A 23,323-nucleotide genomic window follows, 5' to 3' on the forward strand; every position below is an offset into this window, starting at 1 on the left:
GGCTTAACACGCCACTTGGTAAGAACTTGCGTTTGGAACTAGGTAAAAAGTGTCACTCGTTAAAGACTGGGAAACCACACTTGGGGTATGGGGACTCGGTAATCTGGGGAACTCGTCAACTTGGCTTTTGGTCACTCGGAAACAACGCACACACTCGGGTAACTCAGTACGCAGCCTTGTCGGTCAGCAGCGCGAGCGGCGTCACGATCAGGATCTTCAGGTCCAGCGCCAGCGACCAATCACGGATGTAATCCAGGTCGAGCGAAGCGCGGCGGGCCATTTTGTTCAGGGTTTCGGTTTCGCCGCGGGCGTTGTTCACCTGGGCCCAACCGGTCATGCCGGGCTTCACGGCGTAGCGGGCCATGTAGTTGGTGATCTGCGGCGCATAGAATTCGTCATGTGCAACAGCGTGGGGGCGCGGGCCAACCAGGGACATGTGGCCAAGCAGAACGTTCAGCAGCTGCGGCAGCTCGTCGATGGATGTTTTGCGCAGGAAGGCGCCAACCCGTGTGATGCGTGCGTCGCCGCGGCGGGCCTGGGCCAGGCCTGCACCCACTGTCATCGAGCGGAACTTGAAGATGCGGAAGACTTTGCCGTTCAGGCCGGTGCGGTCTTGCAGGAACAGAACCGGGCCGCGGCTTTCAAGGCGGATCGCGATGGCGACGATGACGAGCACTGGCAGCAGCAGCAAAATGGCGACCAGAGCGATGGTGCGGTCCATTGCGTCTTTTGCAATGACCTGAAGGTTGGTCGACGCGGCGGCGAATGTTTGAGCTGTGTTTGTCATGTCGGCATCTCCAGATCGGCGTGTCAATTTATCTGCCACCAAATTGCCTGAAGCGGGTCTGGAACGCATCTGAGCGTAGGGTTAGGGAAAGCGAGATAAAGGTTAGGACGCGCCATTAACGATCTTCTATTGCGCCGAACGAAGCTCGAAAGGGAGGCCGAAATTGCGTTTCGAATACGGCACTACGCCTTTAGGATAGGGGTCTGTCGCCCCATCACGCCGAGCAACATTCGCGGCCGCGCGACACCGGGGGCCGACTCGCACACAAATCCGCTGTGTGCGAGTCGTACGAGGCCGGAGGAAAAGTCAAATTTGATGGAGCTTCCGCAACATCATGCAGAGCCGGGGCGTGACAACATTCGCCTGTCGCTTGATGAAGGGCTATGCTCATTCAAGATGTGCAAAGAAATTTGGTTAAAGGAAAACATTTATGGACGCTCCGGTTAAGGGCCAGTCGCAAGCTGACGACTTGGGTCTTGTCGCGCACGGGATCGGGGCGAATGTCCTGCCTGATTTGCATGTCATGCTGACCGGGCACGAGGCGTTTCCCTATCTTGAACAGATGTTCCTGACTGCAGCGTCGCGGATCATCTTCTCGTTTCGAATGTTTGACCCGGAAACCAAGCTGCTTTCGCCCGCTGCCCGCGAGGTTGGCGATAGCTGGGCCGACCTTGTCGCGCATACTTTGGGGCGCGGGGTTCGGATAACGGGAACCATCAGTGACTTTGATCCGATTGGCGCCCCGGAGTTGCACAGGGGCAGCCATCGCAGTCTGCGCCTGCTGAAAGAGGCGGCCGAGGCAGCGGGCGCCCTTTCGCTATTGGATGTCGACGCGCATTTGCATCCCGCGCAAGCAGGATTGCCGTATCGCTTGATGCTCACCCCATTTGCCCGCAGCGAGTTGCGAGGTATTGCACGACGGCTCGAAGCGCAGGGGCAGGAGAAATGCAAACAGATGCTTGCGGATTCTCCAGCGCTCGCCCCGCTGCTTGTCAGGGGGGGTGATGGCCGTCTTGGTCCGCGCCGGGGGAGGTTGCCACCGCTTCAACCCTGCACCCATCACCAGAAGATCGCGGTGGCTGACGGCCGACAACTTTATATCGGGGGCCTTGATCTCGACAATCGGCGTCGCGACGACTGGCATCATGAAAAGGCTGCTGGCCGTACTTGGCATGATGTTCAACTAGGGTTGACCGGCCCTATCGCGGCAAGCGCTGAAGCACATCTGCTGCGGTTTCGCGATCAGGTGGCGCAGGGCGGGCGCCCAACGGCGACACCGGGGTTGCTGCGCACCTTGTCACGCAAGCGGGGCGGGCTTGGTGCGCTGACCTTGGGGCCCGAGCCAATGGTGCGCGAGATATTCGATCGCACCGTGGCAGAAGTCGGTAAGGCGCAAAATCTGATTTATCTGGAAACGCAATATTTGCGCGATGTACAGTTTGCCAAGGCCGTGGCGCAGCGCGCGGCAGATGTGCCTGACCTTGGCATGATCGTGGTTCTGCCGGCAGCACCCGAAGAAGTTGCCTTCCTTAGAGACAAGGGGTTTGCGGTGCGTTTTGGCGAGCATCTGCAAGCAAAGTGCTTCAAGATCCTTCGTCGCGCGTTTGGCGACAGGCTCATAGTGGTTGCCCCGGCGCAGCCGCGAGGTGTTGCACCTGACGGGTCGCGGGCCATCTTGTGCGGTGCGCCGATTATCTATGTGCACGCCAAAGTGTCGGTTGTGGATGGCCGTTTTGCCATTGTGTCATCTGCCAATTTGAACGGCCGCTCACACCGTTGGGATACCGAGGCGGGCGTGGCTATCGAAGACCCGGCGCAGGTTACTTATCTTCGGGAAAGACTGATGCGCCATTGGCTGCCAGAGGACGCAGGCGCGGAATTCCTCGACCCAAATTCCGCGCCGCAAGCATGGCACCGCTTGGCGCAGCAGAATGCAGAAAAACCGCCCGCAGAGCGTCGCGGTTTTCTGCTTCCCTATCCAGAGGCGGTTCCACGGCGGTTCGGTCGGCCCATTCCGTTCATGCCATCCGATATGGTTTAGTCAGCTTTGCGGCGTATCGCACAGCGGGGCGATGTTATTGCGCGGCGATGTTGTATCCACGCCATTGCGCCCATTGCGTCCCGTTGCCGTGGAAGACGTTCAAATCGACCTTGCCTTCGATGCCCGGCACCAATCCGGTGCCAGTATATTGCCAAAAGGTCCAGTCAGCCCCGGGATACACTTGGCCCGGATGCCCCGCGACAGAGCGCAGCCAGAAGTCGGTGTTCCTGATCTCGCCTATCCCGGTTTCGTGGAAAAAATCCACAGTGGTATAAATGATCGGGCGCTGACCATAGTGGCGGGTCAGAATATCAAGGAACGTTTCTGCCTCTTTCTTGACCGTCTTTCCATCGGGCCGGAGCTTGCATGTTTTTGAGTGATGGTTCCATTCCATGTCCAACACATGAGGCATGGCCGCTGAATCGCGGGGGACGTTTTTTATGAACCAGCGGGCTTGTTCTTTCGCCGACCGGCAGAAGTAGTAGAAGTGATAGGCAGAGCGCGGCACGTTCGCGTTCTTTGCGCCCACCCAATTTTGCTGGAACGTGGGGTCGACGTAGTCACCGCCTTCGGTCGCTTTCAAGAAGGCAAAAGCAACACCACTGTTGCGGGCGGCATACCAATCAATTTCGCCTTGCCAGCGCGATACATCGATCCCGTGAACCAGATGCTCTGACGGGGTGATGCCTTCCCATTCATGGGGGTCCACATCGCCAAATGCCCGCCCTGCCGAGATCAGTGGCAGAAAATGCGCTTCGTGAGAGGTGTCTGTCGTAGCCTGAAGCCGTGAAAGGTCACTTGGTTCTTTGCTGGACCCGCAGGCCGCTAGAATGGCCATAAGGGGAAGAGCTATCGCAAATCGCATGTTCATCGGCTCCTGCCGGATCGGCCTGCGGCCGAGGGGACATTTGGATTTTTAAGATATTTGACATGAAGAAAGTCTGTGAAGCAACTGAAATATTGTGAAAAACGTATCGTTGCGGCTGGTGTGCAACGGAAATTGGCGCACACGGAAGTGCCCAAACTCCGCCGAACCGTTTCACGGACAAAGGAATTTCCTAACATTCATAGTTGCTGCGGGACGCACTTGGTCCGTTTTTTCATGGCGGGGCTGGTCAAGCGGGCAACAGACAGCAACAGTGAGCAGGCCCCCCAAAAGAACGGAACCGTTATGCTTTTAGAGATCGATGTGTCGCTGTCCTACAGCCTTGATGAAGGCCGATTTGCTCTGCTGGCCATTGAAGCGGCCCGGACTGAGGGGCAAGTTGTCCTGTCGGAACGGCTGGAATGCGGGGGGGCAAGCGCCCGTCATATCCTGGGCGAGAGCGGTGTTGGTCAGCGCATTCACCTCACACTGGACAGCCCGTTGATGCAACTGGGGTATGGTGCAACGGTTGAGGTGACGCGTGACGGCGGGCCGTTGGAAGGCATGCCAGCGCATCCGCTTTATGATCTTCCGGCCGAGGCTTTGCCGTTTTTGCGCCCGTCGCGCTATTGCCAGTCGGACATGTTCCAATCCTTCGTCAGTCGCCGGTTCGGTGATTATAGTGGTGGGTCAAAAGTCGCGGCCATTCGCGATTGGGTGGCCGAAGAAATGAGTTATGTGCCGGACAGCTCGAACGCAGCAACCACTGTTCTTGATACATTCGCCGCCCGCGAAGGTGTGTGCCGCGACTATGCCCATATGGTGTGTGCTCTCGTGCGTGCGGCGAACATCCCGGCGCGCTATGCGTCGGTCTATAGCCCCAACGTTGAGCCGCCGGATTTCCACGCCGTTGCACAGGTGTGGCTGAATGGATCGTGGCATCTTGTGGATTCCACTGGAATGTCCAACCCGGACGCAGCTGTGATCATCGCCGTGGGCCGCGACGCTTGTGATGTGGCTTTCATGGAAACGGCGTACAATGCGCAATTCGTCGAACAATCGGTGCGCGTCACGCGACGCTGAGTGCAGGGGCTAGGCGAGGGCGCGATCAGGCTCCGCGCCCAACTTCCCGGCGGCAAGAGCGCTTAACGTGATCATCGCTGCCGCTGTGCCAAGGCAAAGGCCAAGCCCGCCAATTTGATAGGTCAATCCAGACAGCACTGTACCGATCAGTCTGCCGCTTGCATTGGCCATGTAGTAAAATCCAACATCCATGGTCACGCGGTCGTCGCGGGTGAAGGCAAGGATCAAATAGGAATGTAGTGCCGAGTTGATGGCGAACAGAATGCCGAATACCAACAGTCCCGCGACCAAGGTGGCGGTCAGCCAGGGCGCCGGTCCGTTTGAGACAACAACCGCAAGGGTCAGCAGCGCAGGCACTGGCACAAGCCGGAATGCCCAGGACCGCGCCGCCGCTATCAGCGTTTGCTCGTCTTTGGCCGCTGCGTTCATGATCTTCGGGGCAAAGCCCTGCACGGCCCCATAGAGGATGATCCAGATCGCCATAAAGCTGCCGATCGTGAAAAAGGCTGCCTTGTTGCCGGCTTCGGTCCCATCGGACAGCACGGCATAGAAATAGATGGGGATACCCACCACGAACCAAACATCGCGTGCGCCGAACAGGAACATGCGGGCAGCGGACAGCCAGTTCACGTTGCGCGACTTGGAAAAGACCTCGGTGAACTTTGCGTCTTTACGTCCACGCGGCAGACCAGTCGGCATGTATATGGCGACAGCAACAAAGATCATGCCAAGGACGGCGGCCATCATTAACGTTGCAGCCGTAAACCCGAACCCAGCCAACAGCGCTGCGCCCAGCAAAAAGCCCAAGCCTTTGACCGCATTTTTTGAGCCGGTCAGCGCGGCCACCCAGCGAAAAAGCCCGCCGCCAGTTTTTGGAGCCAGAAGTTTGACCCCGCTTTTCGACGACATTTTGACCAGGTCTTTGGCGACGCCTGACGCGCCCTGTACGATCATGACAAAGGCGACGGACGCGCCGATTGCCCAGCTTGGATCAAGTTGCGTCAAAGCGACAAGCGCGGCCACTTGCAGACTCAGCCCTGCATACAATGTGAAGGCCAGCCCAAAGCGCGCCGCGATCCAACCTGCGGACAGGTTGGTGACCATGCCTGCAATTTCATAGAGCACGAACAGATAGGCAAGTTGAACCGGGCTGAAGCCGAGCGTGTGAAAGTGCAGCAGGACCAGCATCCGCAGCGCGCCGTCCGTCAACATGAAGGCCCAATAGGCCGCCGTAACGGCGATGTAGGCGGGCAAACCTTCGGGCCGCGTGGTCACAGGGATGCCCCGACCATATGCGCGACATCGACCAGTCGATGCGCATACCCCATTTCATTGTCGTACCAAGCGTAGACTTTCAATTGGGTGCCGTTGATAACCATGGTTGACGGTGCGTCAATGATCGAGGACCGCGTATCGTTGGTGTAATCAGTGGAAACCAGTGGTCGCTCTTCATATCCGAGGATTCCAGAAAGGGGGCCTTCTGCGGCGGCCTTGAACAAAGCGTTTACCTCGTCGGCGGTGGTTGCGCGGTCCAGTTCAAATACGCAATCGGTCAGCGATGCATTCAACAAGGGTACGCGCACTGCGTGGCCGTTCAGGCGCCCTGTGAGTTCTGGGTAGATCAGCGTGATCGCAGTTGCGCTGCCCGTCGTGGTGGGGATCAGCGCGTTCAGGGCAGACCGCGCGCGACGCAGATCTTTGGCGGGCCGGTCCACGATGGTCTGGGTATTGGTCACGTCGTGGATCGTGGTGATCGACCCGTGCCGAATGCCGAGATTTTCGTGGATCACCTTGACCACGGGCGCAAGACAGTTGGTTGTACAACTGGCCGCCGTCACGATGCGGTGCGCGGCGGGGTCATAGGCATCATTATTGACCCCGTAGACGATATTCGCAGTCGGCCCATCTTTGACCGGCGCAGAGACGACCACTTTTTTCACGCCTGCTTCGAAATAGGGTGCGAGTTTCGCAGTGGTTTTGAACACTCCGGTGCAGTCGATCACGATATCGACGCCTTCCAGCGGCAATTCTGAAATGTTCTTGGTGCCGATAAACGGCAAGCGCGTTCCATCCACGGTCACGCTGTCGTCGTCATGCGTGAATTTTGCGGCCCAGCGGCCGTGCACCGTATCAAACTCCAACAGGTGCGCATGCATGGCCGGATCCCCGACGCTATCGTTGATCCAAGCAATTTCAGCGCCTTGTTCCAACAAGGGCCGCAGGGCGAGTTTCCCGATGCGGCCGAGGCCATTCAGTGCGTAGACGGTCATGAAGTTGCCTCGGTTGTTTCTTTTGCAAGATCGTCCACGGCCAGTTGCAGCGAAATGCGATCCAGCGCGTCAATGGGAAGGGCGGTGAAGGCGGAAATGCGATTATGCAGCGCGCCATAAGTTTCTTGGAACGACAGGCTTTTTTGCGCGTCGGTGCCTTCGGTTTTTACCGGATCAGGCAAACCCCAGTGGCCGCTGATAGGCTGGCCATCCCATGCCGGGCATTCTTCGTCGGCGGCGCTGTCGCAGACGGTAAAAACGAAATCCATCACGACGCTGTCCGGACCTTGAAATTCGGTTACGGTCTTTGATCGCAACATGGAAACATCATGGCCTTTTGACTTGAGCACTTCCACGGCAAATGGGTTTAATTCCGACCGTGGGCGCGTGCCGGCGGAATAGGCTTTGAACCTCCCTTCGCCTAATTTGTTTAAGATGGATTCCGCAAAGATTGATCTTGCCGAATTGCCGGTACAGATGAAGAGGACATTGTAAGTGCGGTCAGTCATTGGGTTGGGTCCTGTAACGTCTTGAAACAAAATTGGTTTGCAAAGGTCAGGGCGACCGCGACAGCAATCCAGCACTAGGTAGTCAAGCATGTGCCGCACTTTATCCATCGCGATGGAATATCGAAGCGATGTTCCCACCCGGCTTTGGGTGACAAGATCGGCCTGCATCAAGGCATTGAGATAGGCGGATAACGTGCTTGCCTTTAAGGACAGCGCAGTTGCGATATCGCCCGCTGATACCGTGTCGGGGTACCTGCGCATGAGCAGTCGAAAAATGGCCAGCCGTTGCGGATGACCAAGGGTTGTCAGGCGTTTGGGAATCAGATTTTCCATATTTCATGAATATGCGAAATAGAGAGGCGCGACAATCCCACATTTGCCCTTTTGAGTGCGCCGCTGCCAAAAGGTTCGAAATGCACACGTCAGGAACGAACGGCCCACCTGCAGTGGGATGTCGCGGGGCCTATGCGGCCCCTGAAGGTCAGAGTGAACGTGGCGGGCATGGCTTGCGTGACACCTGCCAAAACCCACAGAACTTGCCTGCTGTGGCCACCTTTAGGGACTATCGTCGGTGGCTATTTGGTACGCTGTGGCCGTCTTTCTGGCCGGTCTCGGCGACGGGGCGACTGAGTTCCTGATCCGTATACAAGTCCTCAGCAACGAACAGAAGTTGATCGCGGCCTTCTTCGTCCAAAGCGCTGGAAACGACCATCAGGCTGTCTATGCATGGATCATCGCGCCATTCCAAAAAGGTCTTAACGACATCTGGATCGTTGCAGACAAGTATCTGGTCAATGAACGCTTCAGCAAGCGTCTGTCGGGCTGGATCGAGGTTCAGAATTTTCTCAAGAAGGCTGGAGACCGTTTTATCATGCGTGTTCATGGTGTGCTCCGATGGGTTGACGCCTGATATGCGGTCGGGTTGGGGCGTGTCGGCGTACCTATTCGTTTTGCCAATACTCCCTTTTGCGTCGCAAGTACGGCCGCGCAAGTCAATAGGATCGCAGGGTAAATCATGCCATCGCTTCCACGTAATCCTATCAATGCACACCCGATGACTATGCAAACCCAGCCGAGAACGCGTTCTGAGGAATGTTTTGGCATTCGCACCAAAACAGCGGCGACACCGATGTAGAGCAACAAGAAGTTTTGCCCTGCCATCGCAAGCAGATCCTGCAACGTGACAGTCCCTACCCATGCGGTACATATAACAGAGAGCAGGCACGTGATGGTGGTGATCACGGCCAGATGCGGCATGCCGCGCCGTTGTGCGGTCAGAAACTGTGGCAGCACACCTTCGGTTGCCGCAGCATACACCATTCGCGACACTGCCCAAACGGCAGCAGCCAAATTGGCGAAGATCAGCAGAACCGAAAGGAATGAGACAACGATGACGCCGGTCGGTCCGAAAATCTGCCCGAACAAGTCTGCAAAGGGTGCTTCAGGGCGGGCAGTGGTTGCCATGGCGTGAACAACAAGCGCAAGGCCGCCATAAAGCAACACGACGATGAGGAACGACAGGGCCATCGCAAGGGGCATGTCGCGCTTCGGGTTACGGAAATCACCCCCCAAATGTGCAGCAACTTCCCATCCTGTGAAGGCAAAGAACACCATCATGACCGTTGCGCCAAGCATGTGTCGTGCGGGCAGGTCAGCGCGCATCGTATCAAGGCTGGGCAATGTCGGTGAGGTCACGTTCCAGCCGATCGCCAGAACGGCTAGAAGGGCAATCAAAAGCACCGACGCCAACACCGCATTGACGCGGCCTGCAATTTCAGCCGAGACCACATTCACCAACGCCGCAGCGATGATCAGGCCCGCAGCATATAGCGGCGCGGGTCCACCCAAGGCCGCAGCAAGGTAGTGCCCCCCGGTCAGTGCAATGGCCGGTAGACCGAAGATCACGGCACCCAGAAAGAGCAAGGTGCCCGAGATATAGCCGAACCGACCAAAGCTCTTGGACAAAATGGTGGCAAGGCCACCTGCGCCGGGCCACCTGCGCCCGAGCAGGGCAAAGACGATCAACAGCGGTGCGGATGCCACGGCGCACAAGGCCCAGATCAAAGGGGCAGACGCCCCCGCCGATTGCGCCGCCAATCCTGGCAAAGTGAGCAATCCTGCCCCCAGGACGATGTTGAGCATCATTGCTGTGCCGCGCCAGACCGACAATGTGCGGGGAAGCTCAGCCATGTTGAGGCAAGTTCACGGAGTGAAAGGCAATCAGGTACACTGCGCCACCTTCTAGGGCGACGGAGCCGTGCAACATACCGGCTGGCAGGGAAATAACAGTGCCGGGCCCACAGATTTTTTCGCCCTGATCCCAGTAGAACCGCACGCTGCCTTCCAAAACGACAAGCGTTTCATCCGTGGCGTGGCGGTGCCATGCATGTTCTTTGCCCTCAACATCGCGCTGAACTTCGATCGACCCCTGATCGGGGAGGAGGCGCATCAAGAGTGGGCGCAGGTCGGACGTATCCACATGCGTTGAAAAGATCCGGAAATCTCGGTCCATCTCATCGCGTTTCATATCAAGAGCATGGATCATGCGACTTTTCCTTTTTTCTGTGTCGTGTTGTCATCGTGGCTGCGGCCAAGTTGGTGGAACGGGCAGCCCGCAGCCTGATTTTCTTCGTCGAGGAAATACTGTTGGTACTCTCGGTTTCCTGGAGCGCCATAGTGACCAAGCTGCGGCGACGGGGGGACCGCGTCAAATGCGTGCAGTCGCCGGCGCACTTGATCCAGAGCGCGGTTTGCCGCTGGCGAGTCTGTGTCCATGATCCCTTCAAAGACCCAGCGGGGCTGAAAAGTCATCATGAATGATGTGGATCGCCGACTTTGACGCAGTACATGGGCCGGAGTGTTGCAGACAACGAAGATGGGCTCGCCGCCGAAGCAAAACTCCCAATGATCAGTGTCCAGCTCGCGCGGGATCGAAGCCGGGCGCGGCGCGGCGTCCAATCTTTCCAAACCGTCGAGAAGTGACCAAAACCGGGATTGATAATCGCCAAGCGGCTGGACCGGGCCGGGTCGCCCAAACACCACGAGCGATGTCATGCGCCCGAATTCGCGTGCGTTGGCGACATAATCGGCCAGCAACGGCGCAAGGCTTTCGGGGGTCAGCGGATCCGGAAAAGCAAAGCGCAGTTGGTCCTTGCGCAATCCCGTTACCCCGAAAACGCAGGGAAAGGGGCGCGATGAACTTGTAAGAGTCGATTCGAATTCTGAAAAGACAATACGTTGCCAGCTTGCCTCCGGAAATATCTTTGAAACGCTGCTTCTCGAAACGTGGTGTGCCATGCGCCGACCCTTGCTGTTTCCATTTCGTAAAGGGTCGCTCAACTTTGGAAAGAAATCTGCTTTCAAATCGAAGAATTGTCTTCGTTTTGGAAAATTTATAGACTAAATGATGTAAACGGAGGGCTATTTTTACCAATGCGGCTAACTTCGACTGACAAAATGATCCTAGAACTGCTGCGCGAAGATGGGCGCAGGAGCATCACTGAGATCGCGTCGATAATTGGATTGTCGCGCCCCACAGTGCGCCATCATGTGGACAAGCTTGTTCGCGAAAAGGTCATCCGCAGGTTTACTGTGGATATTGATACTCCGGATGAATCTCGCCCGTCGGGTGTGCGGGCCATGTTTGACGTGCGCTTGCGGCGGAACGTCTGCGGCATGGTTTTTTCGTCCGTCTCCAGCTGGAGCGAGCTGGTCTCGGCGTGGTCGACATCTGGATCGACGGACATGCGCATCTTGGTCGAAGCAGCGGATCAGAACATTATTGAGGATCTTCGTGACCGCCTTGCACGACACCCAGAAGTTGCGTCCCTGACGACGACGATGGTGCTCAAGACATGGTGCGAGAGGATCTCTGGCATCGAAGAGCGGGCACCGGAAGAATATTTAATTACAAGAAAAGGGGAACCGGTATGAGTGATCTGATGACGAAACGAATTGATAAGCTGACCGGCGAAGCAATTCGGCGCAATCGCAAGGCAGTTGGATTGTCTCAAGCGGACCTGGGGCGCGCGGCCGGCGTGACTTTCCAGCAGATTCAGAAATACGAACTGGGGCAGAACCGTGTTTCCGTCAGTCGACTGTTTCAACTGGCAAGCACGCTTGGAATTGATCCCGCCGTCCTTGTGACTGAAGTTCAGCGGTCGATGTTCCGCAGCGAAGCGACCCAAATTTCGTCAGTAAATAACACCGCCGAGCTTCCAGTGATGAGTCAAAAGCGTTGAGTGGGCAAACGGGTCTGAGCCGAGCGCTCAGACCCATGAGTTCAGACTTTAAGAAGTCAGCTGTTGGTTTTCACGACGTTTTTGAAAAAACAAACACCAGTTTGCTTTAACAGGGGCCTCGGCCGTCTGTGTAGCTGGCCTTTTCGATCTTCCCGCCGCCATCTGTCAGGATGCGTTTGTAGCACGAGTTAATGCCGTCCTCGGTTGCTGCATCGCGCCAGATATATTCGGTTTTCCCGTCTGAAAGGGCGTTGGCTTCATCCGGCGGGCCCAGATCCGAGATGACGGTCGTCAAAGATTCCCCGGCGTATTGAGCATTGATTGCCTGCTGTGAAGTGCAGCCCACGACAACGAGCAAGGCTACAAGACTTAGATTTTTCATGGCGGCTCCCGGTGCGAACGTTGAGGGCCCAAAATGGGCGGTCCAACGGCGGGTCGGCTGATCCGCCCTTCTTTCGAGTTTGCCTCAACGTGCCGGTTTGAACAAGCTTTCGCATTGCATTTTATACGCCCGAGGCCGAGCAAGTGCAGAAAGTCCGTCTGAGCCATGCAAACAAGGCAGAAATCTCGTTCTTTGGTGAATATTCGCCTTGGGTGCGCGCTTGAACACAGAAGAGATTCGCCGCTGGCTGGCATCTACGTTGTTGACGCAACGACTAAAAATACGATGGTATGCAGCAAAGTATGGTTAACTGGAATTGTGTTCCGGCCATGGTGGGGAAACAATTGACCAATAATGCGACTGTCCGAGGAGACTTGATTTGCCTCTGAGCCTAGTAAGCCACGGTGATGATGCGCCAAGCGGGGAAGACCTTGAGTATGAGAAGGTCTTTACCGATCTCTTGCTGTCCGCCCGTGCTGAGGAAGAGCGCCAAGTTGGCGACTCGGTTCTGCCCGCGCAAGAACCGGATGCAAAGCGGATCATTGAGAACGCGGAGGCGGTGCTAGCACAAAGTCATGATCTGCGCGCGGCGGTTCTTTATGGATATGCAGCAGCACGTGTTCAGGGGTTTCCTGGCTTTGCAGATGCAACTGGTTTCATCCGCGGCTGTCTGGAGCAGTACTGGGATACGTGCCATCCGCAGCTTGACGCAGACGACGATAACGACCCGACGATGCGGGTGAACACCCTTCTGGGGTTGATGGAGGCGACAACAGTCATGCGGGCCGTCCGCCACGCGCCGTTGACTCACAGCCAAGCGTTTGGCCGACTGTCCATGAATGACATTGCGATCGCCGAAGGTGAAATCGCTGCGCCCGAGGACATGGAAAACCCACCGGACCTGGCGCGCATAAGTGCAGCGTTTCAAGACACGCCGGATGACATGCTTGTCGCAACTCTTGCCGCCGCCCGCGCGGCATCAGCGGATATCGACGCGATCAATGCGGTTTTTGACGACAAAATTCCCGGACAAGGGCCGGACATGTCGCCTTTGCAGAAAATTCTGCGCCGGGCTGTGTCCAAGCTGGCCGATGTCGTTGGTGAGCCTGAGGCCGAAGAAGAGGCCGTAGAAGAAGGGGAGGCTGGCGCGCCATCTTCCGCCAAGACTGCGCACGCCGCGCCCGGAACAATAACATCTTCTCGGGATGTCGAGCAGGCTATTGACCGGATCATAAACTATTACCGCGAATACGAACCTTCGAGCCCTGTGCCGATGATCCTTGCACGCGCGAAGCGTCTGGTCGGTGCCGATTTCATGACAATTGTCGCGGACATGGCGCCAGGCGGTCAAGATAGTGTCAAGATGATCAGCGGTATTGCAGACGAATAGAGACATGCGAAACGCCACTTTGGCGGCTTAGATCAGTAATTTTTGAACAACGACGGGAGAACGAAATGGCCAGTTCACAGAAATTCATCGCGCGGAACCGCGCGCCGCGGGTTCAGATCGAATACGATGTGGAACTTTACGGTGCTGAGAAGAAGGTTCAGTTGCCCTTCGTGATGGGCGTCATGTCCGATTTGGCGGGCAAGTCTGAAGTTGCGCAGCCCGGTGTGGCGGATCGCAAGTTTCTGGAAATCGATGTCGACAATTTCGACAGCCGTATGAAAGCGATGAAGCCGCGCGTGGCATTCGCGGTGCCGAACACGCTCACCGGCGAAGGCAACATGTCGGTAGATATTTCGTTCGAAAGCATGGACGACTTTTCGCCTGCGGCGATTGCCCGCAAAGTTGAGCCGCTCAAGCAGTTGCTGGACGCCCGCAACGAGTTGTCGAACTTGATGACATACATGGATGGCAAGCCCGGCGCAGAAGATCTGCTGACCGAAGCACTGGCCAATCCGGAACTACTTAAATCCCTCGCGGCCGCTCCGGCGCCGTCTGATGATGACGATAAGCAGGAAGGCTGAGAATGGCTGACGAAGCAACACAATCCGCCGAAGGCGCCGCCCAGACGGAAGTTCAGGAATCCGACTTTGCCAGTCTGCTTCAGCAAGAGTTCCGACCGCGGACGGACGAAGCGCGCAGCGCCGTTGAAGGGGCCGTCAAGACGCTTGCAGCTCAGGCCTTGGAAAACACCGGCCTGATTTCTGACGATGTTCTAAACTCGATCGCGTCGATCATTGCCGAGATCGACAAAAAGCTCAGCGATCAGGTCAACGAGATTTTGCACCACAAAGACTTTCAGGAAATGGAAAGTGCGTGGCGCGGCCTGCATCATCTGGTGAACAACACTGAAACTGATGAGATGCTCAAGATCCGGGTCTTGAACATTTCAAAGAAGGATCTGCACAAGACCCTTCGCAAGTTCAAAGGCGCGGCGTGGGATCAGTCGCCGATCTTCAAAAAACTATATGAAGAAGAGTTTGGTCAATTTGGCGGTGAGCCGTATGGCTGCCTTGTCGGAGATTACCACTTCAACCACAGCCCTCCAGATGTCGAACTCTTGGGCGAAATGGCCAAGATCGCTGCGGCAGCGCATGCTCCTTTCATCACCGGTGCCGACCCATCCTTGATGAACTTTGACAGCTGGCAGGAACTTTCCAACCCCCGCGATCTGACCAAGATCAGCCAGACGCCGGAATACGCCGCATGGCGCAGCCTGCGTGACAGTGAGGATAGCAAGTATCTTGGTCTCGCGATGCCGCGTTTCCTTGGTCGTCAGCCTTACGGTGCCAAGGGTGATCCAGTCGAAGAATTCGCGTTCGAAGAAAATACCGGTAACGCGGAATCAGACAAGTTTGCCTGGGTCAATGCCGCGTACGGCATGGCCACCAACATCAATCGTTCGTTTAAAGAATACGGCTGGTGCTCGCGGATTCGCGGTGTTGAGTCGGGTGGAACCGTTGAAGGTCTGCCTACCCATACTTTTCCAACCGATGACGGCGGCGTAGACATGAAGTGCCCGACCGAAATCGGGATTTCCGACCGGCGCGAGGCGGAACTGGCCAAAGCAGGCCTGATGCCGCTGGTACACCGGAAGAACACAGACATGGCGGCGTTTATCGGGGCGCAGTCATTGCATAAACCTGCGGAGTATGACGACCCCGATGCCACCGCAAACGCCAACCTGGCCGCGCGGTTGCCCTATCTCTTTTCGACCTGTCGCTTTGCCCATTACCTCAAATGCATGGTTCGCGACAAGATCGGGTCGTTCAAGAGTAGGTCCGACATGGAAGCTTGGCTCAACAAGTGGATCAAGCAATATGTGGATGGCAGCCCGAACACATCAAGTGAACGGACAAAGGCGGAAAAACCACTTGCTGCTGCCAGCGTTGAAGTTGCCGAGGTCGAAGGAAACCCTGGCTACTATACCTCCAAGTTCTTCCTACGCCCGCATTACCAGCTGGAAGGCCTGTCGGTTTCTCTCCGGTTGGTATCGAAACTGCCCTCTGAAAAGGGCTGACACTAGGTGCTGCGGCTCGCCCGCCGCGGCATTGCAATCACACGCTCGCGGCATGCCGCATAAAACTTACATGAAGGAGACGAGCCAATGGCCGTTGATATGTTTCTCGACATCGAAGGCGAAATTTCGGGTGAAGCTCAGGATAGCGAACACAAGGGCACGATCGATGTGCTAGCTTGGTCTTGGGGCATGAGCCAGTCCGGGTCATTCCATGTGGGCGGTGGCGGCGGTGCCGGCAAGGTCAACATTCAGGATATCAGCATCACCAAGTGGGTCGACAAGTCGAGCCCGGTATTGATGAAGTACTGTTCCAACGGCGATCACTTCGACAGTGCCAAGCTGATCGTGCGTAAGGCTGGCAAGACGCCGCTGGAATACATCGTGATCGAAATGACCAAAGTCATGGTCACGTCGGTGTCGACCGGCGGTTCGGGTGGTGAAGACAAGCTGACCGAGAATATCTCGCTGAACTTCTCGGACGTTAAAGTCACCTACGTTCCACAAATGGATGACGGTACCGGCGACGCCGACATTATCTATAACTGGGACATCGCCGGCAACGTCGAGAAGTAAGAGCTTCTGCCAAACTCTGGCAGACATGCGTCACGCCCGGTTCGCTGGGCGTGACGGCACATATCAAGACCTAAGAAGCCACAGGAAGGGCCCGGCGTGACCGCACATCCCAGCGAGCTACTGAAAGCCAACGACCCGGACGCCGCGCTGAGCGCGTTGCAGGATCTGGTCCGGGCCGACCCATCGGATGCCAAATTGCGCATCTTCCTCTTTCAGCTACTGTGCGTTCAGGGCGATTGGAAGCGGGCGGTTACGCAACTCAAACTTTGCGCGCAGCTTGATCCACTGGCGTTGCCTATGGCACAGACCTACCGAGAGGCGATCATCTGCGAAGTGTTCCGCGAGCGGGTATTCGCCGGTGAAAAAGCCCCGCTGATGTTTGGCGAGCCGCAGGAATGGGTGGCTGTTCTGATCGAAGCGCTGAAGGCGCTTGCATCGGGGAAGCCAGACGCGGCAGCCACATTACGTGACAAGGCATTCGACATGGCTCCGGCCACCGCTGGCGAAGTTGACGGCGCGCGTTTCGAGTGGATCGCAGATGCCGACATGCGTTTGGGTCCGGTTCTCGAGATAATCATCAACGGCAAGTATTTCTGGATGCCGTTCAATGCGATTGACATGCTGAAAATCGACGACCCTGTAGACCTGCGAGATTCAGTCTGGACGGCGGCAACGGTTAAATTGCGCAATGGCGGTGAATGTGTGGGACTGATCCCAACACGGTATCCGGGCAGCGGGGCAGATCCTGACGGGGCTGTTCGTTTGTCACGGTCCACGCTTTGGGCCGATGCGGGCGCGGAAACCTTTGTCGGAAGTGGCCAGCGACTGCTTGCCACGGATCAAGGGGATCTTGCGCTGATGGATGTGCGCCTGATCAAGATGGATGCGTTGCCCGGTCAGGAAGACAGTCCCGCCGATGGCTGATCGAACGATCACCGAACGTTTGCAGCCTGCGCTGCTGGATCGTTTGACCGATCTGAACCCCGACAGCGGGACCGAAGCGCGCGACGCGCGTGTGATCAATTTGAACCGTCTACGTGAAATCATCCGCCGTGATCTTTCATGGCTGCTGAACACAAACAATCTTGATACGCGCATCGATCCAGAGCGTTACCCCCATGCGGCCGCTTCGGTTATCAATTTCGGCGTCCGCGAAGTCGCCGGCGATTACGCGACAGAAGATCGTGCATTGCGGATTCACCAATCTATTCAAGCGGCAATTGAGCGGTTTGAACCGCGCATTCGGGCGGGTACTGTCGAAGTTGTGGAGCGCAAGGCAGAGGACGGGCGGCGTACGACCATCGTGTTCGACATTGCGGCTGAAATGTGGGCGCAGCCTTATCCCGTTGAATTATATCTGCGATCCGAAGTGGACCTGACCACTGGCGAATTGCGCCTAGAAGAAGGGTCCTGACGGCGCAATGGATACCCGGCTTTTACGACATTACGAAACTGAACTCGCCTTCATGCGCGAGATGGGATCAGAATTCGCGCAGTCCTTTCCGAAAGTCGCGGCGCGGCTTGGTATGGATGGGGTCGAGGTTCTGGACCCCTATGTTGAACGTTTGCTCGAGGGCGTGGCGTTTTTGTCCGCGCGTGTGCAGCTTGAACTGGAACTTCAGTATCCGGCGCTGACCAGTCAGTTGCTGGAAATTATCTATCCACATTTTCTTGGGCCGACTCCGTCCATGATGATCGCGCAACTGGTGCCGGATGTGGACAATGCCGCTGTGGCGGCGGGTCATACAATCCAGCGTGGAACCCATCTGCGGACCCGGCTGCTGGAAGGGACGCAGACGGCGTGTGTGTTTCGGACATCGCAAGACACGACACTGTGGCCGATCGAAATCGCAGAGGCAGAGTATATCGATGGCCGCGGAGAGTTGGTTGCCGCCGGTGTCGTTGATGCAACTACCGATGCCCGTGCGGGTGTGCGATTGCGGGTGCGCCGTGCGGGCGGGTTACCGATAGGCGACCTGCCGTTGGAGAGTTTGACCCTGTTCCTTGGCGGCGAGAGCATAAAGGGCTGGCAGCTTTACGAATTGCTGTGCGCTGACTCGTCCGGCGTTGTGGCCAGATCGACAGACCGCCGTGCCGACTGGACCTTGCCGCTTGAAGTGCCCATCCGGGCGCGCGGTTTCGAACCAGAAGAGGCTCTGCTGCCAACGCCCCGCCGGTCGTTTGACGGCTACCGCCTGTTGCAGGAGTATTTCGCGCTTCCGGAGCGGTTCCATTTCGCAGAGATTGGTGGGCTTGCGCCCGCGCTTGCCAGGGCCGAAGGGTCTGACTTGGACCTTTACATCCTGTTCAGGGATGGGGCGCCGAACCTTGCCTCCGGGATCTCACCGGGTGCATTTCGGCTCCACTGTGTTCCGGCAGTAAACCTGTTTGAGAAACGCTGCGACCGTGTCCATTTGGGCGCGGCAGATCACGAGCATCACGTTGTCGTCGACCGCACCGCGCCGCTTGATTATGAAATCCATTCAATCGGGTCGGTCACGGGCATCAGTAATGACGGCTCGCCCGAACTGCCGTTTCGCGCCTTTTATTCGGCCGATGAATTCACAGCGGCGAGCGGCGGATCGCAAGCCTATTACACGCAGCGGCGGCGCATGCGCCAGCGCACCCAGCGTGAAAAACTGAAAACGTCGCGAACAAATTATCTCGGGTCAGATCTTTACTTGTCGCTGGTTGACCCGAAACAAGCACCTTATTCCGGCGCGCTGACCCAACTCGCTGTCACCGCGACAGTGACCAATCGTGACCTCCCTTTGCTTTTGTCCAGCGGCGACAAGAACCAGTTCTATCTACCCGATGGCGGACCAATCGCCGAAGTGCGGACACCTGTTGCACCAACACGTCCCCGTCCGACGCTGGCGCAGGGGGATACAGCTTGGAAACTTATCAGCCATCTCAGCCTTAACTACCTGTCCATTGCTGACACCACCAACGGCACCGGCGCCGAAGCCTTGCGAGAATTGATCGGGCTGTACGCCCCCGAAGGGGATCGTGTGATTGAACGCCAGCTGGAGGGAATCACCAGCGTAACCAGTCGCCCCATTGTTCGCTGGATGCAGGACGAGGCGCTATCGACCGCTGTTCGCGGTCTCGAAATAACCGTGAACTGTGATGAAGACTTCTTTGAAGGCAGCAGTGCCTATGGTCTTGTGGCGGTTCTTGAACGGTATCTTCGTTTTCACGTCACGATAAACAGTTTTACCGAAACGGTCCTAAAGACCCAACAACGTGGAGAAATCGCCAGATGGCGTCCGGAACCGGGGCTCGGTCGGATAATCTGACGCACTATCAACAGTTCTGTCAGACCCCCGAAGCCTATCATCTGTTTTTTGCCATGCGCGTTCTGGAAGCCCAGTTCGCAGATCGCCCGCGTCTTGGTGAATCGCGCTTACCGCGAGAAGATGCGGTGCGTTTGGGGCAAGAGGCGACGCTGGCATTTCAACACACCACGATCAGCGGATACAAAGTCCCGGAAGGGGCAGAGCCTGGTCGCCTTACAAACCTGTTCTTCGGGTTGTTCGGCCCCCACGGTCCCATGCCGCTGCATCTGACGGAATACGCGCGCGAACGGCATCGCACGTCACATGACAAAACCTTGGTCGCGTTTGCGAACATGCTGACCCATCGGCACATGAGCCTGTTTTACCGTGCGTGGGCGTCAGGGCAGCCGTCGGCAAGTTTTGATCGCGGTTCTGGCGGGGGAATGGAACGGCGTGTGGCCGCATTCACCGGGCATATCGGCAGTGCCATGCGAAACCGGGACGCAATGCCGGATCTTGCCAAGCGGCATTTCGCAGGCCGGCTGTCAAACGGGGCCAAGACGGCCGAAGGGCTGGCTTCGATGTTGTCGGCTTTTTTCGCCGTGCCTGTCCGGCTAGAGCAATTTGTAGGGTCATGGCTTGAACTTGAGCCGAGCGATCGGTGGCAGCTTGGTGCGTGCGCCGGATTGGGGCAGGGCACAGTCCTTGGCAGCCGTGTTCGGACGCGCGGTGCAAAATTCCGCATCCAGATCGGGCCTTTGTCTGGCGAAGAATATGTACGTTTGCTGCCGGGTGGGTCGTCGCTTGCGCGGCTCGCGGCGGTGGTGCGCAATGCAGTGGGCGATGCATTGGATTGGGACGTAAATCTGGTTCTAAAAGCCGCTGATGTACCGTCTGCGCGACTTGGCGCACAGACGCGCCTTGGACAAACAAGTTGGTTGGGAACGCGTCAATCACCGGATGATGCAGCCGACTTGTACCTGACACAACAAGATCATTTCGAAGCAGAAAAGGCCGCGCCCGATGCGGGGCGGCCGTAGGGAGCATGGATCAATGACGGAAATCAGCCGCGTCGCGCTGTTCGGAAAACTCAACCGAACAGGATACCAGGCCGTCGAAGGCGCCACCGTGTTTTGCAAGATGCGCGGCAATCCTTATGTCGAAATCGTGCACTGGATGGCGCAAATTCTGCAGGGGCAAGACAACGACGTGTCGCTGATCATTCGGCACTATGATCTCGACCCCGGTCGGATCGCGGCCGATATGACCAAGGCGCTGGACGCCTTGCCGCGGGGCGCAAGCACCATCACCGATCTGTCCAGCCACCTTGAGACGGCAATGGAAAGGGCCTGGGTCTTTGGGTCGCTGCTGTATTCTTCGAACCAGGTTCGCACAGGCCATCTGGTACTGGGCATGCTCAAAACGCCCAGTCTGAAGAACATCTTTGTCGGCATTTCGCCCGAGTTTGGAAAGATAAAGGTCGATGATCTGGCCGAGAATTTCCACTCTATCACGGATGGATCGGCCGAAGATGGGCTTGGCCCGCAAGACGGCTCGACGACCGGTGGCGGTGCGTCGCCGGGCGAGGCGTCGAATGCGATGCCGGGTCAACAAGGCAAGCAGGAGGCGTTGGAGCAGTTCTGCACCGATCTGACGCAGCAGGCGCGCGACGGCAAGATCGACCCCATCGTGGGCCGTGACGAAGAAATCCGCCAGATTGTCGATGTCCTCATGCGGCGCAGGCAGAACAACCCGATCCTGACCGGGGAGGCCGGTGTCGGTAAAACAGCGGTTGTCGAAGGGTTTGCATTGCGCATTGCACGTGGTGATGTGCCACCGGCACTGCACGAAGCGCGCTTGCTGGCGCTGGACGTAGGTTTGCTTCAGGCGGGTGCGTCCATGAAAGGCGAATTCGAAAACCGCCTGCGCAACGTGATCGATGAAGTTCAAGCGAGCACGGTTCCGATCATCATGTTCATCGACGAAACTCATACGCTTGTCGGGGCAGGGGGGGCGGCTGGCACTGGCGATGCTGCGAACCTTTTGAAGCCGGCGCTGGCGCGTGGCACGTTGCGCACCATCGGGGCGACAACCTTTGCGGAATTCAAAAAGCATATTGAAAAAGACCCGGCACTGACCCGTCGTTTTCAGGTTGTGCAGGTGGACGAGCCCGATGTCCCCAAGGCGATCATGATGATGCGCGGCATCGCGTCGATGTTGGAAAACCACCATAAAGTGCAGGTGCTGGACGAAGGTATCGAAGCGGCCGTGCAACTGAGTGCGCGCTACATCCCTGCCCGGCAACTTCCTGACAAATCGGTTAGTGTGTTGGACACGGCCTGTGCGCGCGTTTCGATCAGTCAACATGCTGTCCCGGCTGAAGTGGATGACAGTCGTAAGCGGATTGACGCCTTGACCACGGAACTGGACATCATCGCCCGAGATGAAAGCGCCGGATATGACGTAGACGCGCGGCGTGAGACGATCACCGAATTAAAGGTCGCTGAAGAAGCGCGACTGGAAGGGCTCAATGCGCGTTGGGAGGCGGAAAAGGCGGTTGTCCAAGCCATCTTGGACCTGCGGGCAAAACTGCGTGCAGCAGGCGCACCCGTTGACAACATCGACGACGATGCTGGAACAGAACCGGCCGAAGGCGCGGAACATGTTGATACAGCGGCCCTGCTGGATGAATTGCGCGCCAAGAATGGTGAGCTGACCGAGCTGCAGGGTGAGAACCCGCTGATCCTGCCGATCGTCGATGCGCAAGCGGTTGCGAGCGTCATCGGGGATTGGACCGGCATTCCGGTCGGGCGTATGTTGCGCGACGAAATCGCGACGGTTCTCGATCTTGAAACGCATTTGGCCAAACGGGTCATCGGCCAAGATCATGCCATGAAGATGATCGCCAAACGGATTCAGACCAATCGCGCGGGGCTTGATAATCCGGACAAGCCAGTGGGTGTGTTTATGCTGGCTGGAACGTCTGGCGTCGGTAAGACAGAAACCGCGCTGGCCTTGGCAGAGGTGCTGTATGGCGGCGAACAGAACGTCATCACGATCAACATGTCCGAATATCAAGAGGCGCACACCGTCTCTAGCTTGAAAGGCGCCCCTCCCGGCTATGTCGGCTATGGCGAAGGCGGCGTTCTGACCGAAGCCGTGCGCCGCAAGCCCTATTCCGTCGTGTTGCTCGACGAAGTGGAAAAAGCGCACCCAGATGTGCACGAGGTCTTTTTTCAAGTGTTCGATAAGGGCGTCATGGAAGATGGCGAGGGCCGCCGGATCGATTTCCGCAATACGCTGATCTTGCTGACGTCGAATGCCGGGTCTGACATGATAATGGATATGTGCGCCGATCCGGATCTGATGCCCGAACCCGAAGGAATCGCAAAGGCACTGCGCGACCCGCTGCTCAAGATCTTCCCGGCGGCCCTTCTCGGGCGTTTGGTCACGATCCCCTACTATCCGCTATCGCCGGACATGATTGGCGAAATTACCAAGCTGCAGCTCAACCGCATCAAGAAGCGGGTCGAAGGCGCGCATAAAGTGCCGTTCACCTATACACAGGGTGTTGTCGACACCATCGTATCACGCTGTCAGGAACTGGAATCTGGTGGACGGATGATTGACGCGATTGTCACCAATACCATGCTGCCCGACATCTCGGCGGAATTCCTGAAGCGCATGATGGAAGGTGAGACAGTGGAGCGTGTGGAAATTGATGTGTCGGACGGCGAATTCATCTATAAGTTCAATTGAGTGCGCCAAAACCGGGCAAACCGGGGCGCCGCAAGTGGGGGGATCATCCTTTTGGGTTCCCTCGCGAC

At 57.2% G+C, this 23,323-nt stretch carries 23 protein-coding genes; 14 read left to right on the forward strand and 9 right to left on the reverse strand.

The window, feature by feature from the left end; all coding sequences use genetic code 11:
* Window positions 1-163 precede the first annotated feature (163 nt).
* Window positions 164-787, reverse strand: coding sequence for an exopolysaccharide biosynthesis polyprenyl glycosylphosphotransferase (locus tag E2L05_RS16055; RefSeq protein WP_165971676.1), 624 nt, complete (start codon window positions 785-787; stop codon window positions 164-166).
* A gap of 430 nt (window positions 788-1,217) precedes the next feature.
* Between E2L05_RS16055 and E2L05_RS16060 the strand changes: the two genes are divergently transcribed.
* Window positions 1,218-2,828 carry a phospholipase D-like domain-containing protein gene (locus E2L05_RS16060; protein ID WP_133343885.1) on the forward strand — a complete coding sequence of 537 codons (1,611 nt, stop codon included), beginning with the start codon at window positions 1,218-1,220 and terminating at the stop codon, window positions 2,826-2,828.
* A 34-nt stretch (window positions 2,829-2,862) separates the two neighbouring features.
* On the opposite strand, the gene E2L05_RS16065 is transcribed toward E2L05_RS16060, so the two are convergent.
* Window positions 2,863-3,693 carry a glycoside hydrolase family 25 protein gene (locus E2L05_RS16065; RefSeq protein ID WP_133343886.1) on the reverse strand — a complete coding sequence of 277 codons (831 nt, stop codon included), beginning with the start codon at window positions 3,691-3,693 and terminating at the stop codon, window positions 2,863-2,865.
* A 306-nt stretch (window positions 3,694-3,999) separates the two neighbouring features.
* Between E2L05_RS16065 and E2L05_RS16070 the strand changes: the two genes are divergently transcribed.
* Window positions 4,000-4,776 (forward strand): transglutaminase-like domain-containing protein, encoded by a 777-nt coding sequence (locus tag E2L05_RS16070; RefSeq protein WP_133343910.1) that lies wholly within the window; start codon window positions 4,000-4,002, stop codon window positions 4,774-4,776.
* Between the two features lie 9 nt (window positions 4,777-4,785).
* Here the strand turns inward: E2L05_RS16070 and arsJ are convergent, their stop codons facing one another.
* Genes arsJ through E2L05_RS16085 form a run of 3 tightly spaced genes read right to left on the reverse strand, consistent with a single transcriptional unit; the run spans window position 4,786 to window position 7,888 of the window.
* A complete protein-coding gene (gene arsJ, locus E2L05_RS16075; protein ID WP_133343887.1) occupies window positions 4,786-6,051 on the reverse strand; it encodes an organoarsenical effux MFS transporter ArsJ in 1,266 nt (421 codons plus the stop codon).
* Window positions 6,048-7,046 (reverse strand): ArsJ-associated glyceraldehyde-3-phosphate dehydrogenase, encoded by a 999-nt coding sequence (locus tag E2L05_RS16080; protein WP_133343888.1) that lies wholly within the window; start codon window positions 7,044-7,046, stop codon window positions 6,048-6,050. The genes arsJ and E2L05_RS16080 overlap by 4 nt, the downstream gene beginning before the upstream one ends.
* Window positions 7,043-7,888, reverse strand: coding sequence for an arsenate reductase/protein-tyrosine-phosphatase family protein (locus tag E2L05_RS16085; RefSeq protein WP_133343889.1), 846 nt, complete (start codon window positions 7,886-7,888; stop codon window positions 7,043-7,045). Before E2L05_RS16085 ends, E2L05_RS16080 begins: the two co-directional genes overlap by 4 nt.
* 238 nt (window positions 7,889-8,126) lie before the next feature.
* Here E2L05_RS16085 and E2L05_RS16090 point away from each other — a divergent pair, with 238 nt between their 5' ends.
* Window positions 8,127-8,465, forward strand: coding sequence for a hypothetical protein (locus E2L05_RS16090; RefSeq protein WP_133343890.1), 339 nt, complete (start codon window positions 8,127-8,129; stop codon window positions 8,463-8,465).
* Here E2L05_RS16090 and E2L05_RS16095 read toward each other — a convergent pair.
* From E2L05_RS16095 to E2L05_RS16105, 3 genes are read right to left on the reverse strand one after another with little or no spacing between them, the layout of a single operon-like run.
* The gene (locus E2L05_RS16095; protein ID WP_133343891.1) at window positions 8,435-9,745 is read right to left on the reverse strand and encodes an APC family permease; all 1,311 of its coding nucleotides are present in this window, start codon (window positions 9,743-9,745) and stop codon (window positions 8,435-8,437) included. The genes E2L05_RS16090 and E2L05_RS16095 overlap by 31 nt on opposite strands.
* Complete coding sequence (locus E2L05_RS16100; protein ID WP_243722020.1) at window positions 9,738-10,100, reverse strand: cupin domain-containing protein; 363 nt, start codon at window positions 10,098-10,100, stop codon at window positions 9,738-9,740. The genes E2L05_RS16095 and E2L05_RS16100 overlap by 8 nt, the downstream gene beginning before the upstream one ends.
* The gene (locus E2L05_RS16105; protein WP_133343892.1) at window positions 10,097-10,852 is read right to left on the reverse strand and encodes a YqcI/YcgG family protein; all 756 of its coding nucleotides are present in this window, start codon (window positions 10,850-10,852) and stop codon (window positions 10,097-10,099) included. The genes E2L05_RS16100 and E2L05_RS16105 overlap by 4 nt, the downstream gene beginning before the upstream one ends.
* A 135-nt stretch (window positions 10,853-10,987) precedes the next feature.
* Here E2L05_RS16105 and E2L05_RS16110 point away from each other — a divergent pair, with 135 nt between their 5' ends.
* Entirely contained in the window at window positions 10,988-11,488 is a 501-nt protein-coding gene (locus E2L05_RS16110; protein WP_133343893.1) for an Lrp/AsnC family transcriptional regulator, read from the forward strand.
* Window positions 11,485-11,796, forward strand: coding sequence for a helix-turn-helix domain-containing protein (locus E2L05_RS16115; RefSeq protein ID WP_133343894.1), 312 nt, complete (start codon window positions 11,485-11,487; stop codon window positions 11,794-11,796). The genes E2L05_RS16110 and E2L05_RS16115 overlap by 4 nt, the downstream gene beginning before the upstream one ends.
* A gap of 106 nt (window positions 11,797-11,902) precedes the next feature.
* On the opposite strand, the gene E2L05_RS16120 is transcribed toward E2L05_RS16115, so the two are convergent.
* Entirely contained in the window at window positions 11,903-12,178 is a 276-nt protein-coding gene (locus tag E2L05_RS16120) for a hypothetical protein (RefSeq protein WP_133343895.1), read from the reverse strand.
* 379 nt (window positions 12,179-12,557) lie between these two features.
* Here E2L05_RS16120 and tssA point away from each other — a divergent pair, with 379 nt between their 5' ends.
* The 9 genes from tssA to tssH all read left to right on the forward strand — a co-directional run bounded on the left by tssA (window position 12,558) and on the right by tssH (window position 23,255).
* Window positions 12,558-13,568, forward strand: coding sequence for a type VI secretion system protein TssA (tssA, locus tag E2L05_RS16125; RefSeq protein WP_133343896.1), 1,011 nt, complete (start codon window positions 12,558-12,560; stop codon window positions 13,566-13,568).
* Between the two features lie 65 nt (window positions 13,569-13,633).
* Entirely contained in the window at window positions 13,634-14,149 is a 516-nt protein-coding gene (gene tssB / locus E2L05_RS16130) for a type VI secretion system contractile sheath small subunit (protein ID WP_133343897.1), read from the forward strand.
* Between the two features lie 2 nt (window positions 14,150-14,151).
* Window positions 14,152-15,645, forward strand: coding sequence for a type VI secretion system contractile sheath large subunit (tssC, locus tag E2L05_RS16135; protein WP_133343898.1), 1,494 nt, complete (start codon window positions 14,152-14,154; stop codon window positions 15,643-15,645).
* 87 nt (window positions 15,646-15,732) lie between these two features.
* Entirely contained in the window at window positions 15,733-16,218 is a 486-nt protein-coding gene (locus E2L05_RS16140; RefSeq protein ID WP_133343899.1) for an Hcp family type VI secretion system effector, read from the forward strand.
* Window positions 16,219-16,314: 96 nt separating this feature from the next.
* On the forward strand, window positions 16,315-17,142 hold the full coding sequence (locus E2L05_RS16145; protein WP_133343900.1) for a type VI secretion system accessory protein TagJ: 828 nt from the start codon (window positions 16,315-16,317) through the stop codon (window positions 17,140-17,142).
* Complete coding sequence (gene tssE, locus E2L05_RS16150) at window positions 17,135-17,632, forward strand: type VI secretion system baseplate subunit TssE (RefSeq protein ID WP_133343901.1); 498 nt, start codon at window positions 17,135-17,137, stop codon at window positions 17,630-17,632. Before E2L05_RS16145 ends, tssE begins: the two co-directional genes overlap by 8 nt.
* A gap of 7 nt (window positions 17,633-17,639) precedes the next feature.
* Window positions 17,640-19,517, forward strand: coding sequence for a type VI secretion system baseplate subunit TssF (gene tssF, locus E2L05_RS16155; RefSeq protein ID WP_133343902.1), 1,878 nt, complete (start codon window positions 17,640-17,642; stop codon window positions 19,515-19,517).
* Entirely contained in the window at window positions 19,481-20,536 is a 1,056-nt protein-coding gene (gene tssG / locus E2L05_RS16160) for a type VI secretion system baseplate subunit TssG (RefSeq protein ID WP_133343903.1), read from the forward strand. The genes tssF and tssG overlap by 37 nt, the downstream gene beginning before the upstream one ends.
* Window positions 20,537-20,549: 13 nt before the next feature.
* Window positions 20,550-23,255 carry a type VI secretion system ATPase TssH gene (gene tssH, locus E2L05_RS16165; protein WP_133343904.1) on the forward strand — a complete coding sequence of 902 codons (2,706 nt, stop codon included), beginning with the start codon at window positions 20,550-20,552 and terminating at the stop codon, window positions 23,253-23,255.
* The last annotated feature ends 68 nt before the right edge of the window (window positions 23,256-23,323 follow it).

Source organism: Meridianimarinicoccus aquatilis, assembly GCF_004358675.1.
Taxonomy (GTDB): domain Bacteria; phylum Pseudomonadota; class Alphaproteobacteria; order Rhodobacterales; family Rhodobacteraceae; genus Meridianimarinicoccus; species Meridianimarinicoccus aquatilis.